General features: G+C 59.8%; 11 protein-coding genes. 3 read left to right on the plus strand and 8 right to left on the minus strand.

Going from position 1 to position 20,067, the window contains the following annotated elements:
• The first annotated feature begins 15 nt into the window (after positions 1-15).
• A complete protein-coding gene (locus ACMGGQ_RS11315) occupies positions 16-912 on the plus strand; it encodes a DMT family transporter (RefSeq protein ID WP_262801542.1) in 897 nt (298 codons plus the stop codon).
• Here the strand turns inward: ACMGGQ_RS11315 and narI are convergent.
• The 5 genes from narI to ACMGGQ_RS11340 form a co-directional block, all read right to left on the minus strand.
• On the minus strand, positions 909-1,586 hold the full coding sequence (gene narI, locus ACMGGQ_RS11320) for a respiratory nitrate reductase subunit gamma (RefSeq protein WP_023312107.1): 678 nt from the start codon (positions 1,584-1,586) through the stop codon (positions 909-911). The genes ACMGGQ_RS11315 and narI overlap by 4 nt on opposite strands.
• Positions 1,586-2,296, minus strand: a complete 711-nt coding sequence (gene narJ, locus ACMGGQ_RS11325; RefSeq protein ID WP_045908972.1) for a nitrate reductase molybdenum cofactor assembly chaperone — start codon at positions 2,294-2,296, stop codon at positions 1,586-1,588. Before narJ ends, narI begins: the two co-directional genes overlap by 1 nt.
• Positions 2,293-3,828: a nitrate reductase subunit beta gene (gene narH, locus ACMGGQ_RS11330; RefSeq protein ID WP_111966460.1), complete on the minus strand. Its 1,536-nt coding sequence runs from the start codon at positions 3,826-3,828 to the stop codon at positions 2,293-2,295. The genes narJ and narH overlap by 4 nt, the downstream gene beginning before the upstream one ends.
• Positions 3,825-7,568: a nitrate reductase subunit alpha gene (locus ACMGGQ_RS11335; protein WP_069719045.1), complete on the minus strand. Its 3,744-nt coding sequence runs from the start codon at positions 7,566-7,568 to the stop codon at positions 3,825-3,827. The genes narH and ACMGGQ_RS11335 overlap by 4 nt, the downstream gene beginning before the upstream one ends.
• A 380-nt stretch (positions 7,569-7,948) precedes the next feature.
• Positions 7,949-9,346, minus strand: a complete 1,398-nt coding sequence (locus ACMGGQ_RS11340; RefSeq protein WP_045908975.1) for a NarK family nitrate/nitrite MFS transporter — start codon at positions 9,344-9,346, stop codon at positions 7,949-7,951.
• A 309-nt stretch (positions 9,347-9,655) separates the two neighbouring features.
• On the opposite strand from ACMGGQ_RS11340, the gene narX reads away from it, so the two are divergent.
• Together narX and narL are read left to right on the plus strand one after the other, a co-directional pair.
• On the plus strand, positions 9,656-11,452 hold the full coding sequence (gene narX / locus ACMGGQ_RS11345) for a nitrate/nitrite two-component system sensor histidine kinase NarX (RefSeq protein WP_048029745.1): 1,797 nt from the start codon (positions 9,656-9,658) through the stop codon (positions 11,450-11,452).
• Entirely contained in the window at positions 11,445-12,095 is a 651-nt protein-coding gene (narL, locus tag ACMGGQ_RS11350) for a two-component system response regulator NarL (protein ID WP_008499531.1), read from the plus strand. Before narX ends, narL begins: the two co-directional genes overlap by 8 nt.
• A 3-nt stretch (positions 12,096-12,098) precedes the next feature.
• Here narL and ACMGGQ_RS11355 read toward each other — a convergent pair whose 3' ends face one another.
• From ACMGGQ_RS11355 to nirB, 3 genes are read right to left on the minus strand one after another with little or no spacing between them, the layout of a single operon-like run.
• The gene (locus tag ACMGGQ_RS11355) at positions 12,099-13,505 is read right to left on the minus strand and encodes a YchO/YchP family invasin (protein ID WP_196346465.1); all 1,407 of its coding nucleotides are present in this window, start codon (positions 13,503-13,505) and stop codon (positions 12,099-12,101) included.
• Positions 13,506-13,552: 47 nt separating this feature from the next.
• On the minus strand, positions 13,553-16,078 hold the full coding sequence (locus ACMGGQ_RS11360) for a nitrate reductase (RefSeq protein WP_196364451.1): 2,526 nt from the start codon (positions 16,076-16,078) through the stop codon (positions 13,553-13,555).
• Entirely contained in the window at positions 16,075-20,061 is a 3,987-nt protein-coding gene (nirB, locus tag ACMGGQ_RS11365) for a nitrite reductase large subunit NirB (RefSeq protein ID WP_325818071.1), read from the minus strand. The genes ACMGGQ_RS11360 and nirB overlap by 4 nt, the downstream gene beginning before the upstream one ends.
• Positions 20,062-20,067: the final 6 nt, after the last annotated feature.

A 20,067-nucleotide genomic window follows, 5' to 3' on the forward strand; every position in this document is an offset into this window, starting at 1 on the left:
ATCAGGAGGTGGGTGATGCGTGATTTACATAAAGGCGTCTGGCAAATGAGCCTGGCGATGTTAATTTCCGGCTCTATCGGCGCGTTTGTTTTGCTCTCCGGTCTGCCGGTGACGGAAGTGGTGTTCTGGCGCTGTCTTATCGGGGCTATGGCGCTTTTTATTTTTATTCGGGTCAGTCAAAAGCCTTTTAGTCCCCTCACCCGCACCACGCTGCTGCTGGCTATTCTCGGCGGCGTGGCGCTCGTGGTGAACTGGCTGCTGCTCTTCGCAGCCTATGAGCGGATCTCGATTGGCCTTTCGACCGTGGTGTATAACACCCAGCCGTTTATGCTGGTCTTGATGGGGATGTTTTTAGGGGAACGCGTCAGCCTGGTGAAATGGGGCTGGCTGTTACTCGCCTTTGGCGGCGTGGTGATACTGCTCTCCAGCGAGCTGACCGGCGCGCATGGCGGTGAATGGTTCGCCGGAATCGGTCTGGCCATGGCCGCAGCCTTCTTCTACGCGCTAACGGCCATGATTGCCCGCAAGCTGAAATCCATCGCACCGCAGCATATCGCCTTTATCCAGGTACTGACGGGCGTCGTGATGCTTTTGCCGTTTGCCAGCCTGCCGTCATTTTCCGGTGATTTTCCCTGGCCGATCCTGCTCACGCTGGGCATTGTCCATACCGGCATTATGTACCAGTTGCTCTACAGCGCGATTCAGAAGCTGCCGACGCCCATTACCGGCTCCCTGTCGTTTATCTATCCGGTGGTAGCAATTGTGGTTGATAATCTGCTGTTCGGACATGCGCTGAGCCTGACGCAGCTGGCGGGTGGCGCGCTTATCCTGTTTGCTGCCGCGGGTAACAACCTGGGCTGGGGCGAAAAAAAACCCCGCGAGTGCGGGGTTGGTATCAAAACGGCAAATTAGCGACGGGCGCGTACTATCTGGTATTTGCGCGTCAGGTACTCCACCGGCGCGCTCCAGATATGCACCAGGCGGGAGAACGGGAACAGCACAAACAGCGTCATCCCCAGCACCAGGTGAACACGGAAGATAAACGCTACGCCGTCCAGGTGCGCAGACGCTCCGCCGTGGAAGGTCACCACGGACTGCGCCCAGCCCACCAGCTTCATCATTTCACTGCCGTCCATATGCTGCGCCGAGAACGGAATGGTCAACAGACCCAGCGCGCACTGCACCATCAGCAGGGAGAGGATCAGGATGTCCGCAGCGGTCGTGGTAGCACGCACGCGTGGGCTGAACAGACGACGTTTCAGCAGCAGCAGGCCACCGACTAACGTCATCACCCCGCAGGCACCGCCAGCGATCATCGCCATCTTCTGCTTCACCTCAATCGGTAGCCACGCTTCATACATCCAGTGCGGTGTCAGCATCCCGAGGAAGTGACCGGCAAAAATGCCCAGAATACCGATGTGGAACAGGTTAGAGCCCACATGCATCCCTTTGCGATCCAGCATCTGGCTGGAGGCGGCACGCCAGGTATACTGACCGTAGTCATAACGCAGCCAGCTCCCCACCAGGAACACGGTGCCCGCGATATACGGGTAAATGTCAAAGAAGAACATATTCAGGAAGTGCATTAGTGCCGTCCTCCGTTAGAGATATTCAAATATTGCGGGGCCACGGCACCGGCAAAACGACGCTGATGCGCTGAGATTTCAGATTCCCCGCAGTTCTGGTCAGCGAAGAATTTCACCTGCTCTTCTTCCCATACCGCATCCAGCGCCTGTGGCGTATCGTCACGGGCTTCATCGGCGATTTTCTCCGCCACTTTTTCACTGTCGACCGCGGCGTTGGCCAGCTTCACCAGCAGATCGAACAGCACCGCATAGCGGCTCTCACGCTGCTGAAGACGCGCGCCGAGCAGCGCCAGGATCGGCGCGATGTCCTGCAGACCACCCAGCGCCTCCTCTTTCGGCAACTGCGCCAGATACTCCAGATAGAGCGGCAGATGGTCCGGCAGCTCGCGGCTGTCGAGCTGCAGGCCGTGCTGTTCGTACTGGGCCATCAGATCCACCATCGCCTGACCACGGTCGCGGGATTCACCGTGAACGTGTTCAAACAACAGCAGGGACGTTGCACGTCCACGGTCAAACAACTGGCTGTAGTCCGCCTGCGCGTCCAGAAGGTCGCGCGCTAACAGGTCACGGAGGAAAACGCCAAGCTTCTGGGCATCCTCTTTATCCAGGTTTTCTGAAGACGCGAGTGCATCAAAGAGTTCCTGCTGATGCTGCGCAAGCGCCGCATCCGGGTACTCAAGCAGTCGAGAAACAATGACAAGTTCAATCATGAGTGCGGCTCCGTTTTACTGGTCACATCCATGGCGTCGATGCGGCGGCTGTTGAACAGGTTGAATTTGCTGTCTGACCCGTGGCAACCATCGCCAAAGCTAAAGCCACAGCCATTTTTCTCCGGGAAGGCTTCGCGGGCCAGCTCACGGTGGCTGCTCGGCACCACGAAACGGTCTTCGTAGTTGGCAATTGCCAGATAGCGGTACATCTCCTGCGCCTGCGCTTCGGTCAGCCCAACCTCTTCCAGCGCGCGGGTATCGGTCACGCCGTCCACGGTTTCGGCACGTTTGAAGTGGCGCATCGCCAGCATACGTTTCAGCGCCAGCAAGACCGGTTGGGTATCCCCTGCGGTCAGCAGGTTTGCCAGGTACTGCACCGGAATGCGCAGGCTCTCTACGTCCGGCAGAATGCCGTTGCTGCCCAGCTCGCCCGCGTCAGCGGCAGACTGAATCGGCGACAGCGGCGGCACGTACCAGACCATCGGCAGCGTGCGGTATTCCGGATGCAGCGGCAGGGCCAGCTTCCAGTCCATCGCCATCTTGTACACCGGAGACTGCTGCGCGGCGTCAATCACGCTCTGCGGAATACCGTCCTTCAGCGCCTGCTCAATGACCTTCGGATCGTTCGGATCGAGGAACACGTCCAGCTGACGCTGATACAGATCTTTCTCGTTTTCGGTGCTCGCTGCGTTTTCAATCGCGTCCGCGTCGTACAGCAGCACGCCCAGGTAGCGAATACGGCCTACGCAGCTTTCGGAACAGACGGTCGGCATACCGGCTTCGATACGCGGGTAGCAGAAGATGCACTTCTCAGACTTACCGCTCTTCCAGTTGAAGTAGATCTTTTTGTACGGGCAGCCGGTGATGCACATACGCCAGCCGCGGCACTTGTCCTGATCGATCAGCACGATGCCATCTTCTTCACGCTTGTAGATGGCGCCGCTCGGGCAGGTCGCCACGCACGCCGGGTTAAGGCAGTGCTCGCACAGGCGCGGCAGATACATCATGAAGGTGTTTTCGAACTGGCCGTACATCGCCTTCTGCATATTCTCGAAGTTCTGGTCTTTGGCGCGTTTCTCGAACTCGCCGCCCAGAATCTCTTCCCAGTTTGGACCGCTGGTAATTTTGTCCATGCGCTGACCGGTGATCAGCGAGCGAGGACGGGCGATCGGCTGGTGTTTGCCTTCCGGCGCGTTGTGCAGGTTCTGGTAGTCGTAATCAAACGGCTCGTAGTAATCATCGATGCCCGGCAGATGCGGGTTAGCGAAGATTTTTCCCAGAAGCCAAGCGCGGTTACCCATGCGCGGCTGCAGCTTGCCGTTGATTTTGCGGATCCAGCCGCCCTTCCACTTCTCCTGGTTTTCCCAGTCGGTCGGGAAGCCGGTGCCCGGCTTGCTTTCCACGTTGTTGAACCAGGCGTATTCCATACCTTCACGGCTGGTCCAGACGTTTTTACAGGTGACCGAGCAGGTATGGCAGCCGATGCATTTATCCAGATTCAGCACCATGCCGACTTGTGAACGAATTTTCATTTTACGCTCTCCTGTACCTGGTCATTACCTTCGCCGTCTAACCAGTTAATATTCTTCATCTTACGTACCACCACGAACTCATCGCGGTTCGATCCTACGGTGCCGTAGTAGTTAAAGCCGTAGGCCAGCTGCGCATAGCCACCGATCATGTGGGTCGGCTTCGGCGTAATGCGGGTCACGGAGTTGTGGATCCCGCCGCGCTGCTCGGTGATCTCTGACCCCGGCAGGTTAACGATACGTTCCTGCGCGTGGTACATCATGGTCATCCCGGCCGGTACGCGCTGGCTCACCACCGCACGCGCCGTCAGGGCACCGTTGCTGTTGAACACTTCGATCCAGTCGTTATCTTCAATACCCAGATCTTTGGCATCCGTTTCGCTCATCCAGACAATCGGACCGCCGCGCGACAGGGTCAGCATCAGCAGGTTGTCGCTGTAGGTGGAGTGGATCCCCCACTTCTGATGCGGCGTCAGGAAGTTCAGCGCCTTCTCCGGGTTACCGTTCGATTTCGCGCCCATCACCGCTTTCACGGAGCGGGTGTCGATTGGCGGACGGTACACCAGCAGGCTTTCACCGAAGTCGCGCATCCACTGGTGATCCTGATACAACGACTGGCGGCCGGACAGGGTGCGCCATGGGATCAGCTCGTGAACGTTGGTGTAGCCGGCGTTATAGGACACATGCTCGTCTTCCAGGCCTGACCAGGTCGGGCTGGAGATAATCTTGCGCGGCTGGGCCTGAATATCGCGGAAGCGGATTTTCTCTTCCTCTTTATTCGTCGCCAGGTGCGTATGGTCACGACCGGTGAACTCGCTCAGCGCTGCCCAGGCCTTCACCGCCACGTGGCCGTTGGTTTCCGGTGCCAGGGTCAGGATCATCTCTGCCGCATCAATTGCCGTGTTGAGCATTGGCTGGCCTTTCGCTGGACCGTCCGCTTTGGTGTAGTTGAGCTTGCGCAGCAGGTCCATTTCGCTCTGGGTGTTCCAGGCGATCCCTTTCCCGCCGTTACCGATTTTCTCCATCAGCGGGCCGATAGAGGTAAAGCGCTCGTACGTTGCCGGGTAGTCACGCTCAACCGGAATGATGTGCGGTGCGGTCACGCCCGGGATCAGATCGCATTCGCCTTTTTTCCAGTCCTTCACGTCCAGCGGCTGCGCCAGTTCGGCGGCAGAGTCGTGCTGGATGGGCAGCGTCACCACGTCGGTCTCTTTGCCGAGGTGCCCCACGCAGACTTCGGAGAATGTCTTCGCGATGTCTTTGTAGATCTCCCAGTCGCTTTTCGATTCCCACGCCGGGTCAACGGCCGCAGACAGCGGATGAATAAACGGATGCATATCCGAGGTATTCATGTCGTCTTTTTCGTACCAGGTGGCGGTAGGCAGCACGATGTCGGAGTACAGGCAGGTACTGGACAGACGGAAGTCGAGAGTGACCACCAGATCCAGCTTGCCGTCGAGACCGTTGTCTTTCCACTCCACCTCTTCCGGCTTCACGCCGCCCTGCTTGCCGAGATCTTTCCCCTGGATACCGTTTTCGGTACCAAGCAGGTATTTCAGCATGTACTCGTGGCCTTTACCGGACGAGCCCAGCAGGTTGGAGCGCCAGATGAACAGGTTACGCGGGTGGTTTTTACCGTTCTCCGGCTGTTCCGCCGCGAAGCGGATTGAGCCATCCTTCAGCGATTTCACGGTGTAATCCACCGGTGACATGCCCGCCTGCTTTGCCGCTTCCGCGATGCGCAGCGGGTTAGTGCCCAGCTGCGGCGCAGACGGCAACCAGCCCATGCGCTCGGCGCGCACGTTGAAGTCAATCAGGTGGCCGCTGTAGCGGGATTTATCCGCCATCGGCGACAGCAGCTCCTGCGCGGTGACCGTCTCGTAGCGCCACTGGCTGGAGTGGTTATAGAAGTAGGAGGTGCTGTTCATGTGGCGTGCCGGACGCTGCCAGTCGAGGGCAAACGCCAGCGGCTGCCAACCGGTCTGTGGACGCAGTTTTTCCTGGCCCACATAGTGTGCCCAGCCGCCGCCGCTCTGACCAACGCAGCCGCAGAAGATCAGCATGTTGATCAGGCCACGGTAGTTCATATCGAGGTGATACCAGTGGTTCAGACCCGCACCGACGATGATCATTGAACGACCATGGGTTTTGTCGGCATTTTCCGCGAACTCGCGGGCGATACGCACGATCTGCGCGCGTGGAACGCCGGTGATCTGCTCTGCCCATGCCGGGGTGTAGGCTTTCACATCGTCATAGCCGGTGGCGCAGTTTTCATCGCCCAGACCACGTTCCAGGCCGTAGTTCGCCATGGTCAGGTCATAGACGGTGGTGACCAGCGCGGTAGACCCGTCGGCCAGCTGCAGGCGTTTTACCGGCAGCTTGTGCATCAGTACGTTTTTCAGTTCAACCTTGTTGAAGTGCTCGGAACCTTCACCGCCGAAGTACGGGAAGCCCACCTCGGCGATCTCGTCCTGGCTTCCCAGCATGCTCAGGCGCAGCTCCGTCTCTTCACCGGTCGTGCCGTTACGCTGCTCAAGGTTCCACTTGCCCTTCTCGCCCCAGCGGAAGCCGATAGAGCCGTTTGGCGCCACCAGCTCGCCGTTGCTGTTATAGGCAACGGTTTTCCACTCTGGGTTATTTTCCTGGCCCAGCGCGTCCACCAGATCGGCGGCGCGCAGCGTACGGCCTGCGGCATAGTACCCGTCACGCTCTTCCAGCATGACCAGCATCGGCATGTCGGTGTAGCGACGGACGTAGTCGGTGAAGTACTGGCTTGGTTTATCCAGGTGGAACTCGCGCAGCATGACGTGGCCCATCGCCATCGCCATCGCCGCATCGGTACCCTGCTTCGGTGCCAGCCACAGATCGCACAGCTTGGCGATTTCGGCGTAGTCCGGGGTCACCGCCACGGTTTTGGTGCCTTTATAACGGACTTCGGTAAAGAAGTGCGCGTCCGGCGTACGCGTCTGCGGCACGTTAGAGCCCCAGGCGATGATGTAGCTGGAGTTGTACCAGTCCGCAGATTCCGGCACGTCGGTCTGCTCGCCCCAGGTCTGCGGAGACGCCGGCGGCAGGTCGCAGTACCAGTCGTAGAAGCTCAGGCAGGTACCGCCGATTAAGGAGAGATAGCGCGCGCCGGAGGCATAAGAGACCATCGACATCGCCGGGATCGGCGAGAAGCCCGCCACGCGGTCTGGACCGTAGGTTTTCACGGTGTAGACGTTGGAGGCAGCAATCAGCTCGTTCACCTCTTTCCAGGAGGAACGCACAAAGCCGCCGCGGCCGCGAGCCTGCTTGAAGCTTTTCGCTTTATCCGCGTCTTCAATGATAGAGGCCCAGGCATCCACCGGATCGCTGTGTTGCACTTTCGCTTCACGCCACATTTTCATCAGGCGCTTGCGCATCAGGGGGTATTTCAGACGGTTCGCGCTATAGAGATACCAGGAGTAGCTGGCGCCACGCGGGCAGCCGCGCGGTTCGTGGTTCGGCATATCCGGGCGGGTGCGCGGATAGTCGGTCTGCTGCATTTCCCAGGTCACCAGACCGTTTTTAACGAAAATCTTCCAGCTACATGAGCCGGTGCAGTTCACGCCGTGGGTCGAACGGACGACTTTGTCATGCTGCCAGCGCTGGCGGTAACCGTCTTCCCAGTCCCGGTTGGTATCCAGAACCTGGCCGTGCCCATCGGCAAACGTTTCGCCCTTCTGCTTGAAGTAGCGAAACCGGTCCAAAAATTTGCTCATCGGGTATCTCCTGTATGGAGCCTGTGGCTCTCTAAATCGACATTGCTGATTTGCAGCGAAGGTAACGCCCTGAAAGAGGGGGAGAATTGATAACGATCAAGACGACGAGGGACTTTCAGGCGAGGAGTTACACCGAATACCACCAAAGCGGTATCATTTAAAATTTCATATCCGTATGAAATATATCGTTATTTTTGATTTATCGTACAAACCGCCAGGCAAAATCTAACCTCGCAGGTATTAAGGGGTAGAGCGCCCTGTAAAGCGATGGCGATCACAGTGCTGCCTGCGGATTTCCTCTGCATGCCAACCAGTATGTTGTAACTATTTTAACGCCCAAAAAAACGCGGCCCGAAGGCCGCGTAAACGGATAATCATACTTACTTATTTTTCTTGGTATTACGGCCATATACCAGCCACGTAATCACGACGCAGGCGATATAGAAGACGAGGAAGACTTTCATGGCACCGGCTGGAGAGCCGGTCAGGTCCAGAGAGATACCGAACGCTTTCGGGATAAAGAAGCCGCCAATTGCGCCGATGGCGGAGATAAAGCCCAGCGCTGCTGCGGTATCCGTCGCCGCTTCACGCATCGCCTGCTCTTCGCTGCCGCCCTGTGCTTTTACGCGATCCATCGTCAGCTTACGGAAGATCACGGAGATCATCTGGAAGGTGGACGCGCTCCCCAGCCCGGCCGTCAGGAACAGCACCATAAACACGCCGAAGAAGGCGATGAAGTTACCGCCCTGTCCGTCGGCCGGCAGCGTGAGGAACAGCAACGCACAGAAGACCGCCATCACGACGAAGTTAACCAGCGTCACGCGGGTACCGCCCAGACGGTCAGACACCATGCCGCCCAGCGAGCGAGCAAGGGCGCCAATAAATGGGCCGAAGAAGGCGAATTGCAGGATCTGCACGTCCGGGAATTGCGTTTTCGACAGCATCGCGAAGCCCGCCGAGAAGCCGATAAACGAACCGAAGGTCGCCAGATACAGCAGCGCCATCACCCAGAGGTGTCCACGCTTCAGCACCGGCAGCTGTTCGCTCAGCGACGCCTTCGACGCGGACAGGTCATTCATAAAGAACCAGGCTGCGAGGGTGAAGACCACGAGGAACGGTACCCAGATCCAGGCTGCGTTTTGCAGATAGAGGGAAGAACCGTCCGCCTGCTCAACGCCACCGCCGCCAAAGGCTGCAAAAATGGAGACCGAGATCGCCAGGGGAGCGATCAGCTGCATCACGCTCACGCCCATATTGCCCAGACCACCGTTAATCCCCAGCGCGCCGCCCTGCTTCGCTTTCGGGAAGAAGAAGCTGATGTTGGCCATGCTGGAGGCGAAGTTCGCCCCGGCAAAGCCGCACAGCAGGGAGATAATCACGAACACGCTGAACGGCGTGGAGGTATCCTGCACCGCGAAGCCCAGCCACACGCAGGGGATAATCATGATGCCCGTACTGAATGCCGTCCAGCGACGGCCGCCAAAGACCGGCACCATAAACGCGTAAGGGACGCGCAGCAGCGCGCCTGACAGCGACGGCAGCGCGGTCAGCATAAACAGCTGATCGGTCGTGAACGTAAAGCCGACTTTGGGCAGGTTTACCGCCACCGCGCTAAACAACATCCATACGCAAAACGCTAATAACAAACACGGCACGGAAATCCACAGATTTCGGCTTGCTACACGATGGCCGCGCTGTTGCCAGAACGCCGGATCCTCTGGACGCCAGTCAGTAATAACGGCACCATTTTCCCTTTCGGGAGCGGATGAGTGACTCATAGACACCTCTGATTCTCGAATGATGCTGCAAACATTAGGGTTTTAGGGCGGCGGTAAGTTGATATAAATCAAAGGAAAAGTGGGAGGATTTGCGGCACAAAAAAAGGTGTTATCCTTAGTGAGTAGGCTAATTCGGTAAAAAAGACGTGGTTTTTCACGGCACTGACGATTCCCTGCAACGCCCACCTCTTGCCCCCTACTCCGTTGGCAATTTAGGGGTAATCCTTTATTGGTATGGGTATACTCCAGGGTATGCACCAGAATAGCGCCATTCCTGCAAGCAGGCCACGTCAGGAGCACGCCCACTCAATGTTAAAAAGATGCTTATCTCCGCTAACGCTCGTGAATCAGCTCGCCCTGATTGTTTTGCTGTCCACCGCCATCGGCGTGACCGGCATGGCGATCTCCGGCTGGCTGGTACAAGGGGTACAGGGTAATGCGCATGCCATCAACGAGGCAGGCTCACTACGCATGCAGAGTTATCGCCTGCTGGCGGCGGTTCCCCTGACGCAGGACGATCGGCCTTTAATCGATGAAATGGAGCGCACGGCGTTCAGCCCCGAGCTGGAAAACGCCGCTATCCGCGCAGGCCAGCAGTCCCAGCTTAAGGCCCTTCAGGGGTACTGGCACACTCAGCTGCAGCCCGGCCTGAAACAGGCGCGCAGTACAGAAGCCGTTGCCCAGGACGTGGCGGGGTTTGTCTCCCGCATTGATGCGCTGGTCTCCGCTTTTGACCAGACGACCGAATTACGCATTGACCGGGTGGTGATGGTACACCGGGCCATGGCGCTGTTTATGGGGCTGCTGCTGATCTTCACCATCGTGTGGCTCCGCGCGCGGCTGTTGAATCCCTGGAAACAGCTGCTGGCGATGGCCCGCGCGGTGACCGCACGCGATTTTACCCAGCGCACGCACATCAGCGGGCGCAACGAGATGGCCATGCTCGGCCAGGCACTCAATACCATGTCAGCAGAGCTCTCCGAGAGCTACGCGGTGCTGGAACAGCGCGTTCAGGAAAAAACGGCCGGGCTGGAGCAGAAAAACGAGATCCTCTCCTTCCTCTGGCAGGCCAACCGTCGGCTGCACATGCAGGTGCCGTTGTGTGAACGTCTTTCGCCGGTGCTGAACGGCCTGCAAAATCTGACCCTGCTGCGTGACCTGGAGCTGCGGGTCTACGATGTGGAAGACGAAGAGAACCACCAGGAATTTACCTGTCAGTCCGATATGTCCTGCGATGACAAAGGCTGCCATCTTTGCCCTCGCGGCCTGCCGCCGCTGACCTCCGGCGGCACGACCCTGAAGTGGCGCCTGACGGACAGCCACACCCAGTACGGCATTCTGCTGGCCACCCTGCCAACCGGACGCCACCTGAGCCACGACCAGCAGCAGCTGGTGGATACGCTGGTTGAACAGCTGACGGCCACGCTGGCGCTCGACAGGCATCAGGAAAAACAGCAGCAGCTTATCGTCATGGAAGAGCGCGCGACCATCGCCCGCGAGCTGCACGATTCCATCGCCCAGTCGCTCTCTTGTATGAAAATGCAGGTGAGCTGCCTGCAGATGCAGGATGCGGAGATGCCCGAAAGCAACAAACAGCTGCTCAGCCAGATCCGCAACGAGCTAAACACCTCCTGGGTGCAGCTGCGCGAGCTGCTGACCACCTTCCGCCTGCAGCTGACCGAGCCGGGCCTGCGCCCGGCGCTGGAATCCAGCTGTCACGAATTTAGCGCCCGGCTGGGGTTCCCGGTGAAACTGGATTATCAGCTTCCGCCGCGGTTTGTCCCCTCCCATCAGGCCATCCATCTACTGCAGATCGCCCGCGAAGCGCTGAGCAACGTGCTTAAACACGCTGAAGCAACGGCGGTTACGGTCACCGTCAGCCAGCACGACAATCAGGTGAAACTGACGGTTCACGATAACGGCCGCGGCGTGCCGGAAAATGCCGAACGCACTAACCACTATGGTTTAATCATTATGCGAGACCGCGCTCAAAGCCTGCGCGGTGATTGCCAGGTTCGCCGGAGAGAAACGGGCGGCACGGAAGTTGTCGTCACCTTTATTCCCGAGAAACCGCTCACAACTGCTCAAGGAGAAACCCATGACTAATCAGGAACCGGCATCCATCCTGTTGATCGACGACCATCCGATGCTGCGTACTGGCGTGAAACAGCTGGTCAGCATGGCACCCGATATCACCGTGGTGGGCGAAGCCAGTAACGGTGAACAGGGCATTGAGCTTGCCGAATCCCTCGATCCCGATCTGATCCTGCTCGATCTGAATATGCCGGGCATGAACGGTCTGGAGACCCTCGACAAGCTGCGGGAAAAATCGCTTTCCGGCCGCATCGTCGTCTTTAGCGTGTCGAACCATGAAGAGGACGTGGTCACGGCGCTGAAGCGCGGTGCGGATGGCTATCTGCTGAAAGACATGGAGCCGGAAGATCTGCTTAAGGCGCTGCAGCAGGCGGCGGCGGGCGAGATGGTGCTCAGCGAAGCCTTAACGCCGGTTCTGGCCGCCAGCCTCCGTGCCAACCGCGCCACCTCTGACCGTGACGTCAGCCAGCTCACGCCGCGCGAGCGCGACATTCTCAAGCTCATTGCCCAGGGCCTGCCGAACAAAATGATAGCTCGCCGCCTGGACATCACCGAAAGCACGGTGAAAGTGCACGTGAAGCATATGCTGAAGAAAATGAAGCTAAAATCCCGCGTTGAAGCCGCCGTGTGGGTGCATCAGGAACGCATTTTTTAAGGATTACTCCTCCGGCAGCAGCTTCCAGCGCGGATCGTCGTCAGGCAGTGCGACCAGCGGCTGCACCACGGCCAGCGTGATCTCATTGGACGAGACGCGCTGGCCTTTCTCATCTTCTACCACCGCCGACAGGTGCCAGCGGTTTGTCGCCCCTTCCCGATCATCCCAGGCAGGGATAATCACGCTCCAGCCGTCGCTGCTGTTGCTTTTCGCCGGCGACGTCAGGCTCAGTGCCTGCGTATCGCCCTGCCAGTGGATCTGACGGATGCCGTGCGTGCTGCGAACCTGCAGCTTCAGCATCACGGTCTCACCCCCTTTCAGATCCCACGGCGGCGTGGCCAGCCAGACGGATAGCGTTTTACGCTGGCGGAACTCCATCACCGGCAGGCTGGTGCGCTCAGGTGAGTCGTAGCGGCTGCCGCGCAGGGATCGCGTCGCGGCGACCTCATCGGCGGATAGCTGCTTTGCCAGCGGCACGCCAAAGCGATAGTTGAGCTTCAGTCCGAGGTTATTCTGGCTCTCACCGCTTTCGCCCTGCTTGTGCCCGGCGGTCAACGTCACCAGCGGAACGGGGGTATAGTTAAGCCCCAGATTGACCGCAACCGGGTTGTGGTAGCCGGTGCCGCTGTTGAACAGGTCGACGTTATCGCCAAAATATTGCTCAAAGCTGACGCTGGTATTCAGATGATGAAACCACGGCAGCCAGGCTTTAGCGGTCACGTCATATCCCCGCGCCATGCGCTGCTCCTGAACGTCAGATCGCGCACGCCATCCGGCAAAGGGCTGATAATAGTTCGCTGACAGGCGCAGATTTTCCCCCCACGCTTCCGCCCCCAGCCCGGCACGCTGCAGGTTTTCATCCAGAAGATTATCGTAAAAGGTGTTGTAGCCCAGCAGCCACTTCCCGGCGACCCAGCGCTGACCGATTCCGGCATTGCTGACCAGGCCATCCGTCTGCTGCGTCAGGCCAAGCTGGCTCCAGCTCAGGTAGCGGTTAGTATCATTCCACGGGATAAACCAGCTCCCGCTGCTGCCGTTAAATTTGCCGTCGTTATCCACCAGCAGGTTCACGCTGGCGTTTCCCCAGGGCGACAGCCAGGACTCAATCTGCTGGTTCACTTCCCCGCTTACCGCGTCGCGCACCTGACCAAAGGCAAACTGACGCGCCTGCTCGCCGGTCGTCAGCCCGTTGTCGGTCATGCTGGCTTCACCAAAGGCTTTCGCCATTTCGGCCAGGTGTTTTTCCCCTTCGCCGGTGGGCGCCGCCATGCCGAGATCGGGCAGACTATCCCCATTATTATCAAAGGGGTGCTGGGCCTGATGCATAAAGGAATTCGGCGCACCGTGAACGGCTCCGGCCGTAAGAAGGGGGAGTAAAAACAGCAAACGAATGCGGGACGATACAGCCATCAACGTCGTCAATAAGAACCTGTGTTTATGAATAAACTCTTATTATGTTAACGCGATAAGCCCTGAAATGCAGTCCTGGCGGACATTTCAGGATTATCCTGAAACAGCCCTTTCAGCTCCGGCACGCAGGAACCACAGTTCGTACCACAGCGCAGCTTAGCCCCCAGCGCGGTGACGGAATCACACCCTCCGGCAATCGCCTCCCGTATCGCCTCTTCCCCGACGCTGAAACAGCTACAGATAATGCGTCCCGGATCCGTCGCCCTCCCGACGCTCTGCCCGTTCAACAGGGCGTGGCGTTCTGCGGGCAGCACGGGTGGTGAATGAAAAGCGGCTTCAATCACCGTATGCGCCAGCGCCGGTAACGCGGTACCTTCCCAGAAACCCAGCATAAGCTGGCCTTCATACCAGGCCAGCACGCTGCTGCGTTCACCGGCCTGAGCAACCTGCAGTTGCCAGCCCCGGCCGCTGGCGTATTCCATTACCCACGACAGCAGCGGTTTATCGCACGCCACCGTCAGGCGTGAAGCTTTACGCCACCAGTAAACCGGAGAGGGCATTTCCAGTCCTTCGCGGGCATAGAGTTCTCCCTGCCAGGCGGGCTGCCAGGGCTGGATTCTGACGGCGGTTTGTTTACTCTCCGGCTGCCCCGAAACCGGATCGCAGCGCCCTTCCACCAGTGCATTCACCTTTCCCTGGCGGGCAAACTCAGCGTTCCAGTGCATCGGGGCAAAAGCGTTCCCTTCACGCTGAGCGTCGCTGATGCGCACTCTTGCTACCATGACGCCGCGCGGCGAACTGATGCGCGCCAGCTGGCCGCCGCACAGGGAAAACCGAACGGCGTCTGCGGGGCAAACCTCAACAAAGGGTTCGGTGATATGCTGCATGAGTCTGGCCACATATCCTGTTCGCGTCATGGTATGCCACTGATCGCGGATGCGCCCGGAGTTGAGAATCAGCGGGTACAACGCGCTGACCGTCGCACCGTGCGACTGTGGGTCAACGGGAACAATGTTTCGGCACGGAAAATCCCCCCCAGGCCACTGCCAGGGCTCAAGCCGCTCCCACTCCTCACGGGTTAACGTAGCCAGGTCGTGAAGGTTTAAGGCCCGCGCGCCGTCATTTTCAAAGGCCGTCAGCGCCGCATGCTCGCAAAAAATCTCGTGGGGATGCTGCCAGGCAAAGGCGTCGCCGTGCCCCAGCCGTTTCGCCACCTGCGCGACGATCCACCAGTCCGGCTTTGCCTCACCGGGCGCGGGCAGAAACGCGCGCTGGCGCGAAATGCGTCGCTCGGAATTGGTTACCGTACCGTCCTTCTCTCCCCAGGCCAGCGCCGGAAAGCGAATATGGGCAAACCGGCTGGTGTCGGTATCGTTCATCACCTCAGAGACAATGACCAGCGGGCAGCGCCCCAGCGCCTGACACACCGCGTGGCTGTCCGGCAGCGAGACGGCAGGATTGGTGCCCATGATCCACACCGCCTTCACCTCGCCGCGGGCAATGGCGTCAAACAGCTCCACCGCCATCAAGCCCGGCGTCTGCGCAAGCCGTTCCGTTCCCCAGAAACGCGCCACCCGCGAGAGATCGTCCGGCTCAAAGTTCATGTGCGCCGCCAGCTGATTTGCCAGCCCGCCCACCTCTCTTCCGCCCATCGCGTTTGGCTGTCCGGTCAGCGAAAACGGGCCGCAGCCCGGACGGTTAAATTTCCCGCTGGCAAGGTGCACGTTAATGATGGCGCTGCATTTGTCGCTGCCGCTGGAGGACTGGTTGATTCCCATGGTGTAGAGCGTGATGGCCCTGGGCGCCGTCATAAACCAGTCGTAAAACGTACCAATATCCTGCGGCGAGAGGCCGCAAAACGCCGCCACGCGGGATATCGGCCACGCGTCCGTTCCCTGAATCACATTGAGCAGACCGACGAACAGCCCGGCGTCGCTGCCGGGAGTGAGCGCCAGATGCAGGTCAGCAATATCACAGGAGGCGGTTCTGCGCGGATCGATGACCACCGCTTTCATCTCCGGATTGTTGTGCTTTGCCTGTACCAGGCGCTGATACAGCACCGGATGCGTCCAGGCCGCGTTTGAGCCCACCAGCACCACCAGATCGCTGTTTTCAACATCCTCGTAGCTGCACGGCACGACATCTTCACCAAAGGCGCGCTTGTAGCCCACGACCGCCGATGACATGCAGAGCCGGGAGTTGGTATCAATGTTCGCCGCGCCGATAAACCCTTTCATCAGCTTATTGGCGGCGTAATAATCCTCGGTAAGCAATTGCCCGGACGCGTAAAACGCCACCGCCTGCGGCCCCCATTTGTCGATAATGTCCTGGAGGCGCTCGCCTGCCGCTCCCAGCGCCTGCGCCCAGGCCACCTCAGCACCGTCAACAACGGGGCGCAGCAATCGCCCCTGTAACCCCATTGTTTCCCCCAGGGCCGATCCTTTCACGCACAAGCGGCCAAAGTTCGCAGGATGGGTTTCATCCCCCCGAACGCTGACCGTTTCACCGTCCACGCGGGCGACCACGCCGCAGCCGACCCCGCAGTAGGGACACGTTGTCCGGGTTTCCGTCATGAGGCCTCCGCACGCATTACCAGGGCATCATTACCGACCCACACCTTGCCGTTCTCAATTTTGACCGGCCAGGCGCGCACCGCGGGTTCGCCGTTCTCCACCTGACAGCCGTCGCGCAGGCGAATACGCTGCTTGTAGAGCGGAGAGATCACCACCGGCTCCCCCGCCGCATCGCCAAGAATGCCTCGGGAAAGCACGTTCGCGCTGCTGCCAGGCTCCCGGTCGTCAAGGGCATAGACGGTTTTGCCAAATCGGAACAACGCAATCGGCTTACGCCCAAGCCGCGCGCCAATGCCCGCCTGCTCGGGGATATCGTCGATACCACAGATTTCCTGCCAGCGTTTACCTTGATCCGCTGTGATGTCGTTCACCGTCGTGCGGAACAGCGCCAGACGGTTCGGATCGTTAAGCGTGGTTTGCCATTCGCACTGGTAGGTCTCCACCACCCGGGCCATCTCCTGCTCCAGCTCGTGGGCGATGCCCAGGCTATCGTTGAGGATCACCTCCCGAAGGTAGTCGAGACCGCCTTCCAGGTTGTCCATCCAGGTGCTGGTGCGCTGCAGGCGATCCGCCGTGCGGATGTAGAACATCAGGAATCGATCGACGGTGCGGATCAGCGTGTCATCATCGAGATCGCTGGCGAAGAGATCCGCATGGCGAGGCTTCATGCCGCCGTTGCCGCACAGGTAGAGGTTCCACCCCTTATCGGTGGCAATCACCCCCACGTCTTTACTCTGCGCCTCGGCGCATTCGCGGGTACACCCTGAGACCGCCATTTTGATTTTGTGCGGTGCGCGCAGGCCTTTGTAACGGTGCTCGAGCCTGACTGCGAGGCCGGTGGAGTCCTGCACGCCGTAGCGACACCAGGTCGACCCGACGCAGGATTTCACCGTGCGCAGGGATTTACCGTAGGCGTGCCCGGTTTCAAATCCGGCTTCCACCAGCGCCTGCCAGATCTCCGGCAGCTGTTCGAGCGTGGCGCCAAACAGGTCGATACGCTGGCCGCCGGTGATTTTGCTGTACAGTCTGTAGCGTTTCGCAATCTGGCCGATGGCGATCAGCCCGTCGGCGGTCACTTCTCCCGCAGGCATGCGCGGTACGATGGAGTAAGTACCGTCCTTCTGGATATTGGCGAAGTAGCGGTCGTTGGTGTCCTGCAGCGGCAGGTGTGCCGGTTTCAGCAGATACTCGTTCCAGCAGGAGGCGAGCACTGACCCCACCAGTGGCTTACAAATTTCGCACCCGTGTCCCTGACCGTAGCGGCTAATGAGCTGGTCAAAGGTGCGGATATGGTTGACGCGCACGAGGTGGTAAATCTCCTGACGCGAGTACGGGAAGTGTTCGCAGATGTCCTTTTTCACCTCCACGCCCTGCGCCGCCAGCTGGAACTCCATCACCTGCTTCACCAGTGCGCTACATCCTCCGCAGCCGGTCGCCGCTTTGGTGCACTGCTTAATCGCGCCGATATCCGTTGCGCCCGCACTTACCGCCTGACAGATATCGCCTTTGCTGACGTTATGACACGAACAGATTTGTGCGCTTTCCGGCAGCGCTGCCACGCCGAGCGCTTTTGGCGCACTGCCTGAAGACGCGGGTAATATCAGCGTTTCCGGCTCTTTTGGCAGGGCTATCCCGTTGAGCATCATCTGTACCAGCGTGGCGTATTCACTGGCATCACCCACCAGCACACCGCCGAGCAGCGTTTTGCCGTCGTGGCTGACCACGATTTTCTTGTAGATTTGCTGCGGGCCGTGCGTCCACTGGTAACTCAGCGCCCCCGGCGTGCGCCCGTGAGCATCGCCGAAAGAGGCCACGTCCACGCCCAGCAGCTTGAGTTTGGTGCTCATATCCGCGCCGGCGAAGATGTTCTCCTCTCCCGCCAGCGCGGCGGCGGCCACCCGCGCCATCTGGTAGCCGGGCGCAACCAGCCCGAAGATTTTCCCTTCCCACAGGGCGCATTCACCAATGGCCAGCACGTCCGGATCGGAGGTCTGACAGCGGTCGTCAATGCCGATCCCGCCGCGCTCGCCGATAGCCAGCCCGCTGCTGCGCGCCAGCGCGTCCTGCGGACGAATGCCTGCAGAAAAGACCACCATGTCTGTTTCAAGCTGTTCGCCATCGGCAAAGCGCAACACCAGCCCGCCGTCCGCCGTGGCGATCTCCGTTGTCGCTTTACTAGTGTGAACGCCGACGCCCAGCGCCTCAATTTTCTTGCGCAGCATCGCCGCGCCGTCGTTGTCGAGCTGGACCGCCATCAGATTGGGCGCAAACTCCACCACGTGAGTTTCCAGCCCGAGCTGCTTCAGGGCATTCGCCGCCTCCAGCCCCAGCAGCCCGCCGCCAATCACTACACCCCGGCGTGAGCCCGCCGCATGCGCCGCAATCTTGTCCAGATCGTCAAGCGTGCGATAAACAAAACAGCCCGGTAGATCGTGGCCCGACACCGGTGGGACAAACGGATAGGACCCGGTCGCCAGCACCAGTTTATCCCAGTGGATCTCATGCCCGCTGGCGGTACGCACCACGCGCGCGTCACGATCGATAGCGACAATCTGCTGCGACAGGCGCAGCTCAATGCCGTTGTCGGCAAAGAAATCCCCTTCCACCAGCGAAAGCGACGCCGCGCTACGGCCGCCAAAATATTCCGACAGATGCACGCGGTCGTAGGCGGCATAGCGCTCCTCGCCAAAGACAACGATCTGATACTGCTGATGCAGATTGCGGTTCACGCAATCTTCGAGGAAATGATGGCCGACCATACCGTGCCCAACCACCACCAGAGTAGGTTTTGTCATAGCGTGCTGTCCTGCAACCTGCGGTTGCGTAGTGAAACGATCAAACAGCCAGTCCGCGTGCGCGGGCGCAGCCGTTGCCAGTAATTCGGTAAATGTCGCCGCGCTGCGGCAGTCCCCCATCAGCAGCACGCCAGCCAGCGCCCCCTGATGGATCAGTAAACGACGATAGTGACGGGTCAGCGGATCCCATGCGCTCCAGACCACATCGCCCTTCTGCTCTGCCGCGCGACCAAGGCTGAACAACTCCACGCCGGTCACCTTGAGGCGCATGCCGTTGTCGGTCAGGGCAAATGGCGCGGTGACGTCTCCGGCCAGCCGTGCGGCGAGGATATCCGCCTGCGCCAGACAGGGGGCGACCAGGCCAAACGTCTGGTCGTCAATTTCACAGCATTCGCCAATGGCGTAGACGTCCGGCACGGAGGTTTGCATTTGGTGATCCACCACGATGCCGCGCGCGCAGCGAATGCCGCTGGCCTGCGCCAGTACGACGTTAGGCTGCACGCCCGTCGCCAGCACCACGCGCGCGGCGGTGACGCTGCGTCCGTTCAGCAGCGTCACGCTATTCCCGTCAATCGCCGCGATGCCAGAGGCGAGCTCACAGCGCACGCCCCGCGCCGCCAGCGCCTCTTCCAGCAGCACGCCCGCCTGCTCATCCAGTTGCTGCTCCATCAGCCACAGACCGCGATGAACAAGGATGACGTTGTCCCCTGAGCGCGCCAGCGCTGCCGCCGTCTCAACCCCGAGCACGCCGCCGCCCAGCACTACCACCGGACCGGCGATCGCCCCTATGGCCCGGATATCCTCAAGGGTACGGAACGTGAAGACATGCGGCGCATCGCAGCCGGGAATTGGCGGAACAAAGGGCGTTGATCCGGTGGCAAACACCAGCGCATCCCAGCCCAGCGTGCGGACGGTGGTTTGCACTTCCCGCGTGTCCACATTCACGGCGAGCGCCTTTTCGCCCCGCAGCACCGTCACGCCCCGTTCCTGGTACCAGTCGTCATTCTGAAGACTGATGCCCGCCGCCGTTTTTTCACCGCCCAGCACCGGCGAAAGCTGGATGCGGTTATAGGCATGCTCCGGCTCGTCACCGATGACGGTAATTGCGAAACGATCGGCAGCACGCCCGGTGAGCGAGGCAATCAGCCGCGTGGCCGCCATGCCATTTCCGATAATGACCAGTCGCATCAAAGC

This window comes from Enterobacter sp. BNK-13, assembly GCF_048685015.1.
GTDB lineage: Bacteria > Pseudomonadota > Gammaproteobacteria > Enterobacterales > Enterobacteriaceae > Enterobacter > Enterobacter quasiroggenkampii.